The sequence below is a fragment of the Tessaracoccus pujii genome (assembly GCF_054483895.1).
In genome coordinates this window covers 2,834,047-2,852,043 of sequence record NZ_CM137012.1, presented here as the reverse complement: position 1 = coordinate 2,852,043, position 17,997 = coordinate 2,834,047, and the positions used below count along the sequence as shown (strand labels likewise).

Below are 17,997 nucleotides of genomic sequence, written 5' to 3'. Positions count from 1 at the left end.
GGCCTGCAGCCGCGCGACCTTCGGGATCTGCGCGTCGAGGGAGGCGATCTGGATGTTCCACTTGCCGGTGGGGGCGATGTCGACGGTTCCGCCGAGCAGCCCGAACACGTCGACGGCGATCTCGAAGGAGCCGAGCAGGCCGAGCAGGTCGACTGTGACGCCGGACTGCGTCTGGGCGGCGGTCTGCTGTCCCGGGGTGGCCGGGTCGCCGCCGAAGGCGAGCGAGGCGCGCTGGACGCCGAGGGTGACGGAGAGAACCAGTTTGCTGTTGGAGAAGCCGAATCCGCCGAGGCCCACCGTCGGGCCCTGCAGGGTCAGCGGCCCCATGGTCATCGGCCCATCGGTGGTCTTCTCGCCGATCGGGGCGGTGCTCAGGGTCAGCGCGAGGGTCTGCACCTGGTTGTAGACGTAGGTGCCGCCGTCGATGCTGCGGGACCGGCCCTCGAGCATCTGGATGGTGACGGTGCCGGCGCCGGAGAAGAGGCCCAGGGTGTTGGTGGGGGTCTTGTCCTTGAGGAAGTAGCGGAAGGTGACCGAGGTCGCGCCGGGAGTCCCGCCGGCGATCAGGACGGGTGCCCCGAGGACGTCGGGGGTGGTGCCGCTGGTGTACTTGAGGTCGCCGACGGGGCCGGTGATCGTGAACGGTGCGAGGCTGGAGTTGCCGAGGAAGTCCTTGTCGATGGGGAGAACCTTGTCCGTCGCGTCCTTCGCCACGGAGGTGTAGGTGACGTCGAGGTAGCCCTGCGCGTTGAGCTGCTGCACGCTGATGGTGGCGGCGGGCAGCGACGCGATCGGGCCGGGCTTGGTCTGAGTCCCGGTGGCCTGGAACGTGTAGAACTGTTCGACGGAGCCCAGCAGGCTGCCGATCTCGGCGAACGGGCTGGTCGCGGCCTCGGCGATGACGCGGCCCGCGATGAACCGGACACTGACCACGGAGGTTCCGCCGGGCAGGGTGAGGGAGTAGGTCCACCTGTTGAGCCCCGCCGCCACGGGCGTGCTGAGGACGAGCGGGGTGGTGCTGCCGCTGACCAGGACCTCGAGCTCGTCGCCGTTGACCGACGACGTCCTGATGCGGCCCGACGACGTGGTGTACTGCACGGTCAGCGCGGTGACACCGGAGGCGACGGTCCCGCGGACCGGGGTGACGAGGTTGCCGGTGACCAGGACGGGGATGGCGGCGGTCGGCGCGGCGATGGGCGCGGTCGGGAACAGCTTGAAGTCGGTGACGGTGAAGCGACCCAGCTGGAACCCGGTCAGCGGGGAGATGGTGAACGTGGCGGAGCCGGCGAGGCTGACGATGTTGGTGGTGTCGATCCGCACCGTGACCACGGCGTTGAGCAGCGCGAGGTCCAGCGTGCCGTTGGGCTGGCGGCTGATCCGCAGGGCGCCGGACAGGGTCACCATGTTGGCTGCGGTGATCTGCACGCCGGTGGCGAGCAGGTTGAATGCTCCGGCCTCGAGGTTGCCCGTGAGGCTGCCCAGCGTGCCGGGGTTCAGCGCGTTGGTGGAGGTGTTGACCTCGAAGGTGACGGTGCCGCTGATGCCGAGGCCGTCGAGGCCCAGCAGGCCGATGGTGCCGGTGGCGCGCATCGCCCACCCTCCGGCGTCGCGCAGGAACACGATGGAGGCGTTCTTGATCAGCAGGCCGATCGCGTCCGGATTGACGACGCCGTTGCGCCGGAGCGGGCCGGAGCCGATGAAGATCTCGAGGCCGGTGCCGGAGAACGAATTGCCGTCGATGACGAACTGGCCGGCGCGGATCTCGAGGACGTTGCCGAAGGTGACCTCGATGTCCTGGGCGATGAAGGCGAACGTCTGCGCGGCGGTGGCCTTGACGGTCAGCGTCTCGTCGCCCACCACGATGGACTGGTCGACGTTGGCGCCGGTGGTGTTGAAGATGAAGCCCACGGACCCGCCTGCGGTGACGCCGCCGCCGGCGGCCTGGGCCGTGCCCATGATGAGTCCCGCGACGCCGCCGGTGGTGGTCATCGAGACGGGCGTGCCGGAGTCGACGTCCACGTTGGGCGGGAAGATGACGATGAAGCCGGAGCCGGAGACGATGCCCGGGTTGTTGGCCGCGGAGATGCCGCCGATGTCCTGGGTCTCGCCGATGCTCACATTGGCCAACGCGATCCGGGAGATGGCGGTGGGTCCCTCGCCGAGGCGTTCGAAGGCGAAATCGGCGGTGATGAAGAACACCTGGTCGGCCGTGGGGGCGGGGTTGTCCTGGACGACGAATTCGACGGTGATGCCGGTGGCGGCGACCCGGAGGTACGGGCCCTTGGGCAGCGCCAGCACCTTGACGTTCGGCTGAAGGGCCACCCGGTTGCCGAGGGCGGTCCAGGTGACGAGGTAGCCACCGGTTGCCGCCGACACGCCCACCGGGCTCATCCCGGGCAGCGCGTTGAGCGCGTTCTGGACGGTGAGCGCAGTGGCACCGACCGCGAGCGCCGCGGTGATCTCGGTGCTCTGGATCATGCCGTCGAGGTTGACGTCGTAGGCGAGCGTGAAGGTGCCCGACGGGGCCTGCACGAGCACCTTCTGCTGCTCGGCGACGATGCCGCTGCCTTGGAGCTCGGTGGTCACGACGACGCCGCTGAACTGGAAGATCTCGTTCACGGCCGCGGGCTGACCGTCGACCTTGATGGTGTTGAGCTGCAGGTTCAGGGTGGCCGTGATGCGCAGCGGCAGGCCCTGGAGGGCCACGCTGCCGCTGACCTCGCCGGCGATGCCGGTCGGCGTGATGAGGAACGCGCCGTGGCCGCCGCTGAGCCGCAGGCCGATGTCGTCGATGCGGCCGCCCTCGGGGTCGATCCCGTTGGTGCCGGCGTCGCCCAGGAAGAGGTCGACCTCGGTGAACGCGATCCGCACGATCCGCGACCCGGTGGCGGTGGTGCGCTGCTCGAACAGCGCAACGCCCTTGATGCTCTGGCCGAGGATGGTGATCTGCGCGGGCGTGCCGGTGAGCCCCGCCTGGATGAGCAGCGAGGCGGGCGCCAGGACTCGGCCGTCCACGATGCGCTGAGTGAGGGTGTTGTTGACCTGGATGGCGATGGCAGTGCTGACGGTCACGTCGGGCGCGACGGCCGGGTTCACCACGACGGTCGCGATGAGCGCGCCGTAGATGCCGGCCCGGTCGATCACCAGGACGCTGTCGAGCACTGTGGCCCGCACGAACCACTGGGTGCCGTCGCCAAGCTCAAGCGTCGTGTTCTCCATCCGCAGCTCGAGGCGGCCGGTGGCGGTGTCCTTCTGCACGGAGACGTTGCCGACCAGGCGCTGGCCCATGACCTCGACCGTGATGTTGCGGCCGGCGACGAGGAACCCGGGCTTGACGGTGACGGTGTCGATGACCTTGTCGGTGGTGGTGAGCGTGTTGATCCGGACCTCGAGCGTGCCGGAGAACGTGACGCCCGGGATGAAGAGGTCGACGGTGGCCTGGATCCGGCCGGCGATGCCGCCGATGCCCGCGGGGTCGGCGGCCTTGCTGATGATGTCGAAGGCGCCGGAGCCGTCGCGCACGACGACGATGTCGCGGTCCGGGGTGCCGATGCGCAGGCTGACGTTGGCGAAACGGATCTTCTGCGTGGTGGCGTTGTTCGCGGTGGTGGCGAGGTCGCCGTCGCCGGACGTGGTGATCTGCTCGTAGGAGACGTCGGCCGTGAGCCGCTGGCCCTGGATGGTGAGGTCCAGGCCGGTGACGCTGACCTTGAGGTACGGCCCCGCGGGCAGGGTGAGCTTGAGGGTCTCCCCCGCCACCTGGAAGGTCTCGTCCACCGCGACACCGACGAGCTTGGTCGCGACGATGCGGCGGATGTCGCTGATGGCGACCGCGACCGTGACGCCGAGGGCGGCGATGCCGGTGCCCAGCCGCACGTCGGCCGTGGCGGAGATGGCGCCGGCCATGCCCTCTGGCGTGATGAGCAGCAGCGCGGTGCCGCCCGTGACGGAGAGCCCGACGAAGTCGGTGGAGCTGGTGCCGGCCGCGCCGACGAAGAGGCTGACGTTGGTGGCGGCGATGCGGAGAACTGCAACGTCGTCCGTGGTCCCGAGGGCGCGGTCGGGGCCGGCTCCGGTGGCCTGCTCGAACTGGAACGTGCCGCTGATCGACTGGCCGAGGACGGTGATGCCGCCGGAGATGGTGACCCGGACGAACCGGCCGGCGGGCAGGTTGACGGTGGGCAGGCCGGAGCCGCTGAGCGCGACCGGTGCCGGTGTGGTGTTGATCTGGACGCTGAACGTGAGGCCGGACGCCGGGAGGCTGATCAGGCCCGGGGGCAGGTTGGTGAGGGTGACACTCGGGATGGTGATGTCCAGGGCCATGCCGGCGGACGTCAGCAGGAACACGCCGCTGGCCCCGGTGAGCGAGACGCCACGGTCGTCGCCGGTCGCGGTGGTGCCCCGGTCGTCGCCCAGGAACAGGGAGACGCCAGTGGCGGTCACCTTGACGACGCGTGTGGCCCCGGTGCCGCTCTGGGCGAACGTGAAGCTGCCGGTGAGCCGCTGTCCGGCGACGACAAGGGTCAACGGCGCCGTGGTGCTGACCTCGATCTTCGAGGCGGCGGTGTCGATGACGAGCTTCATCGGGGCGGTGAGCGCCACGCCCGGCACGTTGAGCGAGACCGTTCCCGTGATGCCGGCCGCCGTCGTCGCCATGCTTGCCGGCGCCACCGGGGAGGTGGTGGCCGGGGTGAGGTTGATGGTGCCGGCGCCACCGGTGAGGGTGAGCACGCCGTCGCCCAGGCTGAGGTTGATGCTGGCCAGCACGATGCGGGTCTTGTAGACGGTGCCGTCGAGGTAGCGCTCGAAGGAGATGTCGCCGCTCAGGCTCTGCCCGGCGATGGCGAGCGTGATGCCGGTGCCGCCGACGCGGACGTAGGGTCCGGCCTTGAGGTCGAGCGCGGCGGTGCGGCCCCCCACGGTGACGCTTTCCGTCACCCGCACCGCCGCATTGTTCATCTGAAGGAAGAAGGCACCCGATACGGTCACGCCGGCGGGCAGCAGTGCGCCGAGGTCCAGGGTCCCGGCGAGGCTCATGGCCATGCCGTCGGGGGTGATGACGATGAGGCCGTCGACGCCGGTGAGGATGGCGGGATCGGTGCCCAGCTGTACTCGGCCGCCGGCGACCGCGACGACGGTGCGGGTCAGGCCTGCCGACGTCGTCGCCTGCTGGAAGGCGAGGGACGCGGTCAGCGTGATGTTGCCCAGTTGCAGGGCGATGTTGTCGCCCGCGATCCGGAGGTAGGGGCCGGCCTGGAGGCGGGTGCCGTCGGCGAGCGTGACGGCCTGCGTGGCGCGGTTGATCTCGAACGTCAGCCCGGTGGTGGCCAGGGAGAATCCGGTGCCGAGCGCGATGGGACCGCCGACGATGGTGAGCTTGCCCGCGAGGCCGGCCGGGCCGATGAGCAGGGCGCCGTTGAACGTGAGCGTCCCGATCGGCGCGCCGAAGTTCGCGTTCATGCCGGTCACGGCGACGTTGATGACCCGGGCGCCGCCCACCGTCGCGCTCGTGAAGAGCAGGGTGCCGCCGGTCAGTTCGAAGCCGCCGACCGCGAGCCTGGTGAGTGTCACGGTGACTGACAGGCTGCTGGTGGCCGCGGCGAGCGTGATGGTGAAGCCACCGGTGAGCTCGACGCCGGGGACGGTCAGGGCGGCGGTTCCGGTGATGGATCCGGTGACACCGGTCGCGTCGATGGTGAAGAACCCGGCGCTGATGGTGAAGACGGCGAACTCCCGCGTGCCGTCGCCGAACGCGGCGCGCGCGTTGGCGAGGGTGATCCTCGTGGTGGCGCCGCTGCCGGTCCCCTGCTGGGTGAAGGTGAAGTCGCCGGTGATGCGCTGGCCGGCGATCTCCAGGGCCACGCCGGTGCCCTCGATCCGCATGAACGGGCCGAGCGGCAGGTCGAGGACGACGGTGGTGCCGTCGAGGATCACGGTCTGGTTCACGGCCGCGCCGGAGTTGACGGCGATGGAGAACGTGCCGGTGAACTGGACGGGGCTGGTCGGCGGGAGCAGGAAGGTGACCGTGCCGCGGACGCGGCCCGCGACGCCGGCGGCGCCGATGACGAACATGGCCGAGCCGTCGGTGAGCTTGACGCCGGCCGTCGAGGTGCCGAGCGTGAGGGTCAGGGCGGAGGCCGCGATGATGGCGGTGCTGGAGGGCTGGGTTCCCGCGGGGGCTCCGGCGGGGACGGGGCCGAGGATCTGGGTGAAGAGGAAGACGCCGCTGAGCTGCTGCACCCCGATGGTCAGGACCGCGGGCGTGGTGAGCGTGCCGACCTGCACCCGCACGGAGCCGGCGGGGAGGGTGAGGCCCTGGATGGTGCGCGCGGTGGCGGTGGTGTTGATCTGCAGGCCGATGGCGCCCGTGAGCTGGAACGCGTCGCCCGCGTTGAGGGTGAGCTGCGCCACGAGGACGGTGGCGACGCCGGCCGGGGTCAGTTCGAGTTCGCCGCTGGCGACGGTGGCCAGGACGACGCCGTCGCCGAGGTTGAGCGTCAGCGGGTTACCGCCCTCGCGTGCTGAGGTGCCGAACTTCAGGCGCAGGCCGCCGCCGGTGAGGGTCTCGAACGCGAACGATCCGGTGAGGCGCTGCCCGGCGATGCCGAGCGTGAGGTCGCCGACGACGAGGATCATCGGGGCACCGGTCGCACCCTCGGCCACCGTGACCGTGTCGAGGCCGATGGGGAGCGCCTGCTCGGTGAGGGTCTCGTTGTAGAGGACCTGGACGGTGCCGCTGAGGGTCAGCCCCGGGAAGCCGATGAGGGACACGGTGCCGGCGATCGCGACGACGCGGCTGCTGCCGCTGCCCTTGATGGAGCCGCTGACGCCCGTCATGAGGAGGCCCTTGGCCAGCGGGTTGAGGGTGGTGCCGTCGGGCATGAAGCCTGGGCCCTGGCCGACGAAGACGGTGAGGCTGCTGACCGTGACGAGCCCACCCGCGGAGTCGAACGCGAAGGTGCCGGAGACCTCGACGAAGTCGCCGATCTTCACCGCGCCGGACACCTGGGCGAACACGTAGGGCGTGGTGCCGACGGCGACCTGGCCGGCCGTGAAGACGATCGGGATGTCCACGCCGCCGACCGTGACGGTCTGGTCGATGAGTTCGGTGGTGCCGTTGTAGCGCACGGTGACCTGCGCGTCGGCCGACAGTCCGCCGCCGCCGGCGGAGATCCGCCCGCTGAAGAGGCCCGCGATGCCGCCGGTCAGCAGCAGGAATGCGCCCTGGCCCTCGGTGACGGAGAAGCCGCCGCCGGACTGCGTGAGCGCCACGCTCACGCCGGTGAACGCGATCGTGGTGACCGTGCTGGTGACCAGCCCCACCTTGGAGGTGCTGCGGGCGATGAGGAAGTTGCCGCGGAAGGAGGGGCCGCCGGTCACAGCGAGCTGGCCGTCGATGATCTCGACGTGCAGGAACGCTCCGGCGGGGACGTCGATGCCGAGGTCTGGGCGGCGGACCGCGACCGGGCTGGTGTTGACGGCGAACCGGACCTGACCGGACACGGTGATGCCGGGGATGGTGAAGACGCCGGTGATGTTGCCGCTGAAGGATCCCGCGACGCCTTGGGCGGTGACGAGGAGCGCGCCGTCCCAGTTGTGCGAGGTGGTGACGTTGACGAACGTGCCGAGGGCGAGCGTCAGGTTGTCGACGACCAGGGACACGTCGCCAGTGGCGGTGCGGCGGATGCTCACGGACGTGGCGCCGAGGCTCTGCTCGGCGATGACCAGGGTGGCGGTGGTCACGTCGACGGCCAGCGTGCCCAGTGCCGAGTTCACCGCGACCGCGACGGTTCCGCCGAGCGTCACGCCGGGGATGGCGACGGTGACCGTGGCCGACAGCGAGCCTACGATGCCCGCAGCGGTCATGATGAGGGTGCCGGTGACGGCGGTGGCGCGGACGACCGGCGAGCCGGCCGGGCCGAACGCGAGTTCGCCGTTGCTGACTGCCACGCTCAGCGTGCTGCCGCTCTGGGTGACGAGGATGTCCGCGGCGAGGCTCTGGCCGGCGATCACGATGCTGAGGCCGATGCCCGCGAACCGAAGGTAGCTGCCGGTGGCTGCGGGGAGGTCGACGGTGACGCTCCCGGTGCCGACCCGCATGGTCTCGGTGACCTTGAGCCCGGTCGTGTTGATCTCGAGGGCCAGCGCGCCGGAGATCGCGACCCCCGCGACACCGGTCAGCGCGACCGTGCCGGAGACGCGGCCGGCCAGGCCGCCACCGGTGGGCAGGACGAAGAGGGCAGTGCCGGCGGTCAGCGCCAGGCGCGCGGTGCCGGCTCCGATGGAGAGCTCGGCGTTCGCCACCGCGATGCGCGTGACCGTGGTGTCGTCGGTGGTGCCGAGGAGCTTGTCGGCCCCGGCCGCGGTGGCGCGCTCGAACGCGACGTCGCCGCGCAGGCTCTGGCCGAGGATGTCTAGCGTGATGCCCGTGCCGGACAGCCGGACGTACGGCCCGGCCTCGACGTCGATGGAGACCGTTCCTGCGCCGACGGCCAAGGTCTCGGTGACGCGGGCGGTGGTGGTGTTGATGAGGAGATCGAGGGTGCCGCCGAAGCTGAACGGGGTGCTGACCGCGCCGATGGTGACGGTGAGCGCGCCTGCGATGCCGCCGCTCGTCACGATGAACAGGCCCGTCCCGCCGGTGGCCGACAGCGGGCCGAGGGTCAGCTGGGCATTGGCGATGCCGACCCGCGTGACCACGGCGCCGGCCGCGGTGGTGCGGCGCTCGAGCGTGACGTCGGCGATCAGGCTCTGCCCGAGCACGGAGATCGTGAGGTTCTGGCCGCCGAGGCGGAGCAGACCGGCGGGCAGCGATGCCCAGCCGGCGACGCTCTTGGCTGTGCCGGTGGTGTTGAAGGCGATGGTCACGGTGCCGGTGATGGACACGCCGGTCACCGCGACGGTGACGCCGACGGCGATCGCGCCGTAGCTGCCGACCGTGTCGAGGACGATGGTGGCCACGTCGCCCGTCTCGCCAGCCGCGGGCTGCGCGAGCGTGACGAGCGGGGTGCCGCCGCCGAGCACGACGCGGGCGTTGCGGACGGTCAGCCGGGTCTCGGTTCCGCTCTTCTGGACGACGACGTCGGCGGTGATCGTCTGACCCGCGATGGTCAGCGACACGGCGGTGCCCGCGACGCGGAGGTATCCGGTGGTTCCGCCCTCGGGGAGGACGAGAGGCGTCGTCACTCCGCCGATCACGAACCGCTCGTTGACCGCGGTGGTGGCGGTGTTGAACTCGACGGCGACGCCGCCGGACAGGCTGACCTGGGGGACGTTGACCGTGATGTCGCCGGAGATCCGGCCGGCGAACCCAGCCGAGCTGAGCACCAGCAGGGCGGTGCCGTCAGTGAGAGACACGATGCCGGCGATGGTCAGGGCGACGTCACTGGCGGCGATCCGCAGCATCTTCCGGTTGGTGTCCGGGGTCCCGCCTGCCGTCAGCGGTGTCACGCTCTCAATGGCGAAGTTGCCGCTCACCGAGTACTCGGAAAGGACAGTCAGGGTCAGGTTTGTCCCCTCGAACCGCAGGTACGGCCCGGCGGCAACGTCGAGGGTGCGCGTCTGGGTCCCGACGACCACCGACGCTGTGACCCGGGCGGCGGTGGTGTTGATGGTGAGCATGAGGCCGGCGCTCAGCTGGGCATCCGGCCCGAGCGTCGCGACGACCGTGCCGCTGATGCTGGCAGCGACGCCGGCGTCGGTGAGCACGAGAAGGCCGGAGCCCAGGGTGAGGCGCACGCCGCGGTCGTCGGAATCAGCGCCGACGGTGGTGCCGTCGTAGCCGAGGAACATGGCCACGTTGTTCAGACCGATGATCGTGGTGGGCACGCCGCCGGAGGTGAGGCGCTCCAGCGCGATGTCGGCCTGGATGCTCTGGCCGGCGATGGTGAGGGAGGCGCCGATGGCGGCGACGCGCAGGTACGGGCCGGCCGGGAGCGTCGTCGAGCCGATGACTACCTGAGTGGCGGACGTGTTGACGGCGATGGAGGCGCTCGGCACCGTGAGCCCGGCGCTGGGGACGCTGAGGCTGGCGCTGAGGGTGCCGGCGATGCCGGTAGGCCGGATGACGAGCCCACCGGTGATGGCGCCGAGGGTGACGGCGTCGCCGAGAGCGATGGCGCCGCCCGTCACGCCGAGGGTGATGTCGTCGGGGGTCCGGCCGAAGGAGAAGGTGCCCGTGAGGGTCTGGCCGCCGAACGCGAGCGCGGCGCCGGAGACGACGAACTCCTTGACCGTGGCGTTGGTGGTGAACAGGACGGCCACGCCGGGGTTGGTGCTGCCGGGGATCTCGATGGTCGTATTGACCGCCTGGCCGGTGGTGTTGACCCGCACGCTGGTGGTGCCGGTGACCGTGACCCCGGCGACGCCGATGAGGCGGACGGTGCCCGTGGCGACCAGCGCGTGGCCGGCGCCGAACTCGATCAGGCCGAGGGTGGCGTCGGTGAGCAGCACGCCGACCGCGAGCGGGTTGATGCCGCCGTCGGGGGTGTACGCCGGTCCGCGGCCGAGGAAGATGGTGAGGCCGGTCGCGGCGAGCACGCGGGCGGGGAGGCCGTTGATATCGGAGTCGGTGTAGGTGAAGTCGCCCTCGATGGTGACGAAGTCGCCGATGGTCGCGGTGACGTTGGTCGCGGTGATGGTGAACAGCGGGGCGCTCGCAGAGGTGGCCGCCTTGATCTTGACCACGACGTCGGTGCCGCCGACGTCGACGACGGTGTCGATGGCGGTGGTGAGGGTGTTCACCTGGAGCAGGACGGACCCGCTGACGCTGACGCCGCTGCTGCTGGCCGCCGCCTTGCCGGAGACGAAGCCCGCGAAGCCGCCGGTGCGGAGGATGAGGACTCCCTGGCCGTCGACGAGGGAGGCGGTGGTGCTGGTGCCGAGGTAGCCGGTCACGCCCGTGACCGCGATGACGGTCTCGGTGGCGGTCCGGGTGACCGCGAACGACCCGGTGATGCGCCCGGCGGTGCCGACGGTGACCTCGATGCCGGTGATGACGACGCGGAGGTACGGACCGACGGGAAGCGTGCCCTGAGGCGTCGGGGTGGTGTTGACCTGGACGCTGAACGCCATGGTGCCGCCGAAGGTGATCCCCGGGATGGTGGGGAGCGTGACCGAGGCGGTGAGGGTGCCGGCGACGCCGTCGGGCAGCAGACTGAGGGAGCCGTTGACGCTGGAGATCGTGACGGGGCCGAGGGTAGCGCCGCCGCCGGCGATCTCGACGGTGAGCGTGGTGGGGGTGCGGGTGACCCAGATGCTGCCGCCGGTGATGCTGACGCCGGCGAACGTGGCCGCCAGGGTCGCGGCGCCGACGCGCACGGTCGCGGGTGCGATGGTGTCATGGGCAATCGTGTCGGTGTTGAACTGGACCGTGACCGCCGCGGTGATCGCCAGGCCCGGAATGGTGACCGTCGGCGTGCCGCTGACGCTGCCCCAGAGGCCGGTGGCGTTGGCGGTGAGGTTGATGGTGACGCCGGTCAGGGTGACGGCGCCGTCGCCGAAGCTGGCCGAGGCGCCGGTGACTTCGATGGTGGTGTCGGTCGCGCGGGTGATCGTCACGGTGCCGGTGACGCGCTGCCCGAGGACGTCGATGACGACGTTGGCGCCGTGCAGCCGCAGGTAGGCAGCGCCGCCAGGGAGGACGAGGCTCTGGTCGGTGCCACCGACGGCGATGGTGGTGTCGACCGAGGAGCCCGTGGTGTTGATCTGGACGGTGAGGGCTCCGGTCAGGGAGATGTTCGGCATCGCGACGGCGACGGTGCCGGTCAGGCTGGCGGCGAAGCCCGAGGCGGTGACCAGCAGCACGCCGGACCCACCGCTGACGCTCACGGCCACAAGGCCGACGGAGGCGCCGGAGACGCCGACGCGCAGGATGATGGCGCCCGCGGCGTCGACGCCGCGCTCGACGGCCACGGTCGCGGTCAGCTCGAGGGTGCCGACGGTGAGCCTCGCGCCGGCCTGGACCCGCAGGTACGGCCCGGCGGGCAGGTCGCCGACGGCCGCCGCGCCGGTGTTGACCGCGAGGCTCAGCGCGCCGGTGAAGGCGAGGCCGGGGACGACTGACGTCAGGGTGCCGACGGTGAGGCGGCCCGCGGTGCCGGCCGCGGTGAGGACGAGGTCGCCCGCGATGGCGCCGGCGGACAGCAGCGTCGTCGTGCCGGCCATGATGGTGAGCGTGCCGCCGGAGGCCTGGATGCGGGTGGTGGTGACGCCGTCGACGGTGGCGCGCGCGAACTCGAAGACGGTGAACGACACCGACTGCCCGGCCAGTGTCAGCGCGACCGGCGAGCCGGTGATCTTGACGTACCCGGCGCCGGCCGTGCTGAGGCCGAGGCTCAGGCTGCCGCTGAACGCGAGTCCGGGGAGCGCGATGGTGAGGGTGCCGGTGAGCGAGGCGGTGAGGGTGTTGGCGGCGTCGTCGAAGGTCAGGGTGTTGGTGGTGCCCGTCCCGGTGAACGTGGCGAGCGTGCCGCCGCCGGCCGAGAAGACCATGCCGAGGTTCGTGACGCTGACTGTGAAGCCGCCGCTGGTCTTGGTGAACGCGAGGTCCGCGGTGAGTTGCTGGCCGAGCACCGCGACCGTGAGGCCGACGCCGCTGAACCGGAGGTACGCGGTGGTCCCGGTGGCGATCTCGTCGGGGGAGGTGAAGGTGATGGCCACGCTGCCGGAGCCGTCGGCGAAGACGACGGTCTCGTTGACGGCGGCCTGGAACGTGTTGATGCGGACGGCGAAGGCGCCGCTGACCGCGACCCCCGGGAAGCCGGTCAGCGCGACGGCGCCGCGGGCGTCGAGCGCGTAGGTGGTACCGGTCGGGGTGACCTGGACGACGAGGCCGACGACGGCGGCGCTGACGGTGAGGCCGCCGTCGAGGTCGAGGCTGAGGTTGCGGGCGGCGAGCGCGATGCGGACGTTGCCGCCGCCGAACGTGACGGTGCCGGCGATGCTGGCGTCGATGTAGCCGGCCGCGACGATCGTGGCGGTGATGGTGCCGCTGACCTGGGTGCCGAGGAGCAGGGTGCCGGACCCGCCGCTGATGGTGACGCTCTGGGCGGAGCCGCCGATGCTGGCCGTCGCGGCCAGGCCGCTGACGACGAGGCTGAACGCGTCGCCCTGGCGGGTGAGGGTCGCGGTGCCGGTGAGGACGACCGAGCCGACGGTGACGGCGACGGTGGCCTGGACCGAGAGTCCGGCGACACCGTCGTAGCTGACGGTGACGGCGGAGAGGGTGACGCCGGTGGAGCCGCCGACGGTGACGCTCGGGACCGACAGCGACAGCGCGATGTCGCCGTTGTCGTCGAACGAGGTGACCGTGAGGCTGCCGCCGCCGGTGAACGTCAGCTGCGCGGGGCCGGTACCGATGCTGCCGCCGACGCCGGTCGCGGTGACGGTGACGTTGGAGCCGGACTGGCTGATGGTCGCCGTCGTGGCGGTGAAGGTGGCGACGGTGGTCGCGCCCGACCGCACCGTGACGGTGAGGCCGGTGATGGTCAGGGTGAGGACACCGGCGCCGAGGGCGTCGTCGGTCAGCACGTAGCTGCCGGCAAGCACGGCGCCCGCGGTGATCCGCCAGGAGCCGACGGTGAGGTCGAGGGCCAGCGCGCCGGTGAGCGAGACGGAGCCGTTGTAGAGGCCTGCGGCGGTCCCGGCGGTCGGGATCGCGAAGGACAGCAGCACGTTGGTCAGGGAGACCGCGTCGCCCAAGGTGAGGTCGCCGAGCGGATGGTTGGTGACGCCGGTGGTGACGTACTGCGTGACGATGGCCACGACGTAGTCGTAGATGGTGGCCAGCGGTGAGCCGGCGACGTAGTCGGAGAAGTGCGGCAGCGCGGCGGTCAGGGTCCCGGTGGCGGGGTCCGACGTGGTCGCGATCGCCTGCAGCGAGCCGTCGGGCGCCACGTACCAGATGCGGGCGTCCGTATCGTCGACGACGACGGTGAGGACCGGCGCGATCCGGAAGGTGGTGATCTCGGCGCCGGTGCGGGCGTCGACGGCCCGCAAGTCGTAGATCAGCGAAGCGGTGCGGAGTCCGGCGACGACGTCGTCGCGCGGGGTGATGGTGATCCAGGCGTCGGCGGGGAGCGAGCCGGGGGCGAAGGTGAGGGTCGCGGCGCCTGCGGTGAGGCTGCCACCCAGGGCTGCGGTGACGAGGACCGCGCCGGCCGGGGGAACGACGGTGGTGCTGGGGACCGGAGCTGCCGTGGGCTGCTCGACGGTGGCGGTGAAGGTGACGAGGTGGACTGCGGTGCCGGGGACGGCGGGGATGCTGGTGGTTGACGTGTGCGCCCCTGCGGGGGGTCCGCGGCCCGCGTAGACGGTGAGGTCGCCGTCGGTGTGCATCGGCGCGAGGACCGTGGCGTCGGCGGCGAAGCGGGCGAGGGTGAGGGCGAACGCGGAACCGGTGGCGGCCTTGTCCGTACCGGTGACGGTCGCCGACGCGCTCCCCGCGGTGACCGCGGCCAGGCTGATGTGGCCGTCGGCAGCGAGCGGTGCGCCGAGCGGGACCAGCGTGGTGACGCGCGTGGTGAGGACGGTGGCCGCGAAGGAGTTCACCGGGACGGCGCCGACGGCGACGGCGAGTCCGGCGGCCGCGGCGGCCGGGCTGCCGGCGAGGGCCAGAGCGTCGGAGAGGGTCGGGACGGACACGGCGACGGGGACCGGGCGGGCTGTGGCCCGCGCGACGGACCCGTCGAACGAGAGGATGTCGATCGAGCCGGCTGCGGTGACGGGGCTCAGGACCCGGGCGTCGACGCGGTGGGTGCCGAGGAGCAGGGCCATGGCGTCGGCCGTCGCGGTGGCGGTCACGAGTTGGCGCGCCGAGACGGCCACGTCGCCGGCCGCACTCAGCGGGGCTCCCGAGCTGAGCCGCGACGAGGTGTCGGCGTTGGACACCAGTAGGGCCAGCGCGGTGGCGCCGAGGCCGGAGGCGGTCCGCGTCTCGGTGGTAGTGGCCGCGACCGTCACGTCCAGGGCGCCCGCGACGGTGGTGCCGTCGACGGATGCGGTGGTGGTGGAGTCGGCCAGCAGCACCGCGACACCCGAGCGCGCGCCACCGTCGGCGGTGATGGTGCTGACGTCGGTGGCCGAGGAGGTGACCGAGAGGCTCCCGCCGGTGAGGGTCATCGTGCCGCCGGTGACAGCGGCCTCCGTGAGGCTGCGCAGGATGCCGACAGCGACGGCACCCGTCTGCGGGGCGACGCGGCCGAGGGCGGCGATCTGCGCGGCGCTCAGTCCGGCGGCGGCGAGTGTCGCGGCAGTGGGCGTCCCGGAGGCGCCGAGGCTGAGGGTGCCGGTGGCGCTGGCGTCGACGGTGACGCCGCCGGACTCGACGGCGCCACCCGCGAGCCAGGCGCTGGTGGTGCGGTTCACCCGGCCGGCGGCCGCCGTGGCGGATCCGGCGAGGGCGGAGGTGTTGCGTGCCTGCACGATGAGCTGCGCGAGGGTCTGGACGGACCCCCCGTCGATCCCGGCACGGGCTGAGCTGGTAGCCGACAACAGCGCCGCGTCGAGCGGGCGTGCCGTGCCGTCGGTCGTGGCGGAGACGGCGCGAGCGTCGGAAGCGGCGGACAGCGTCACGTCGCCGTCGGCCAGGAGGCGGGAATCGCGGACCAGGACGGCGGCCGACGACGTGGCCGCGGCGCCGCCGAGGGCCCGGGCCTGCGCCTCGAGGGTGATGGCCCCGCCGGCCAGCGTGGCGCCGGTGACCTGCACGGACGCCGAGGCGCCGGTGTCGCGCTCGTCGAACGCGGTCAGCGTGATGCCGCCGGAGCGGCCCGCCGAACGGGTGTCGACGGTGGTGCCCGAGGCGACGGTGATGTGGCGTGCCCGGATGGTGAGCTCGGCGCCGGTGTCGGTCAGCCGGATCTCGCCCGTGAGCCGGACCGAGCCGTCGCCTGCGTCGAGGATCGCGGCGAGCTGCGGTGCCACGAACGCCAGGGTGGTGCGCAGCCCGGAGAGCAGGAGCCCGGCGAGCCGGGACGAGTCCGAGCTCAGCGTCAGGGGCGCTCCCGAGCCGACGACCGTCAGCGTGCCGGCGGAGCCGTCGACCACGAGATCGAGGACGGCGTCGGTGCGGGCGTTGAAGCCGGTCAGGTCGACGGTGAGGTCCGCGGCATCGGCGGCGGTGACCACGACGGTGGCGAGCCCGGCGGCCGGGAGCACGAGCTCGGTACCACCCGGGGAGGTGAAGACCAACTGCGCGGTCGCGGCGTCGTAGCTCAGGGTCCCACCGGCCACCGAGCCCTGCAGGGTGGCCGTGGTGCCGTCGACCAGCCAGGTGGCGACGGTCGTCGCGGTGCTCTGATCGGCGGTGCTCGGATCGGCTGCCGTGGTGGTGAAGGCCGGGGCTTCGTCGTCGATCGAGGTGGCCGCGAAGCTGACGACGGCGTCACCGGCGGGCGCCTCGGCGCCGGCCTGCTCGGCCACGGGCTCGTCGACCACGATCTCGCCCGCTTCCGCAGTGGCGTCCGTCCCGACCTCGGTGGGGTCGTCCGACGGAGCACCGGGCTCGGGGTCGAGTGCCGCGGCCGGGTCGGTCGCGTCGGCGGGGACTGTTGCGGTGGCGGGGTCGGTGGCCGTATCGGCGGACTCGAGATCGGCGACGGCGGAGTCTGCTACCGGCGCCGAGGCCACCGACTCGTCACTCGGCGCGTCGACGACGACGGCCTCGGTGGTCGCCTCGTCGGTCAGCGCCGGGTTGTCGGTGGTCGCGGTGTCACCGGCGGGTTCGGGTGCCGGGGCCGGCTCGGGAGCGGGCTCGGGTGCCGGGGCCGGCTCAGGAGCGGGCTCGGGTGCCGGGGCGGGCTCAGGCTCGGGGGCCGGCTCGGGCTGCGGCAGGAGGCCGGCGCTCACGCCGTGGCTCTCGCCCGGCTCGAGGGTGTCGTCCATCAGACCGGAGCCGTGCCCGAGACCCAGCGCGTGGCCGACCTCGTGCCGGACCACCGTCGCCAGGCTCATCCGCGACCAACCCCAGCCGGCGGCATCCGTGTCGATGACGATCGAGCTGCCGGAGGCGGAGCCGAGGCCCAGACCAGACAGGTCACCGACCGACGCCGCGATGCCGGAGGTGTCCGCGCCCACGGCCTGCCAGTCCGCCTTCGCGGCCGACAGCGCGGCGGCGAGGTCGCCAGAGCTCAGGGACTCCGCGACGGGCTCGTCGGGGAGGCTGGACGCGGACATGCCCTCAGCGTCGTCGTCGGCCGGCTCGGAGGAGCTGGGCTCGGGCGTCGGTGAGGGCGACGGGGTGGGGGTCGGGATGACGGAGGGCTGAGGGCTGGGCACGGGGGCCGGGGCTGGCCTCGGGACCGTTACCTGGACATTGTCGTCGCCGGAGACGCTGGCCTGGGAGCCGTCGGCCATTGGGCACGAGATCGAGGCCGGCTGACCGTTCGTGCCGCCCACCGTGGTGCACTGGCTGGTGGACAACGCCTTGGCCAGTGCGGCCAACGCCTCCCGGAGCTTTGCGTCGGCTTCAGCCTTCGCGGCCTCGACCTTCGAGACGGCTTGAGCCTGCGCCTGGACCTCCCGCTGCTGTTGAACGACCCGCTGCTGGACCTGCTGCTGAGCCTTGACCTGGCGGATCTGTCGCGCCTGCTCGACGCGTCTGGCCTTGTCGGCCGCAGCTTGAAGTTCTGCGAGCGCCTCGTCGATGCGCGCTCTGGCCTCGTCGGCGGGAAGTACCACCACCGTCGTGGAGTCCGGTAGCCGCAGGACGCGGACGACGGTCCGGGTGGCCGGATCATCGGTGAGCGGAGGCCGATCGTCGGCGTCGGGAACAGCCGGTTCGGCGACAGGTGCGGGTTCCGGGGGTGTCGCCGCCGCCTGCTGCGGCAGGAAGACCGACAGCCCCAGGAGAAGCGCGAGGGCGGTGACGAGTCCGATGACGCGCTGGCCCACTGTGGGAGCTCCGGGCGGTCTGGGGACGTCGCCGGGGTCGCGACCCACGGCTGGCTCGCGGCGGCCACCCGAGCGGGTGGCCGATGCCGGCGACTGCGCGTCCAT

General features: G+C 72.1%; 1 protein-coding gene (only partly in view). It reads right to left on the bottom strand.

Annotated elements, in window-relative coordinates; all coding sequences use genetic code 11:
* On the bottom strand, window positions 1-17,997 hold the beginning of the coding sequence (locus ACX1D0_RS13445) for a hypothetical protein (protein WP_459018506.1). It extends 19,482 nt beyond the left edge of the window; 17,997 of the gene's 37,479 nt are visible here — the first part of the coding sequence; its start codon is at window positions 17,995-17,997; its stop codon lies off the left edge, out of view.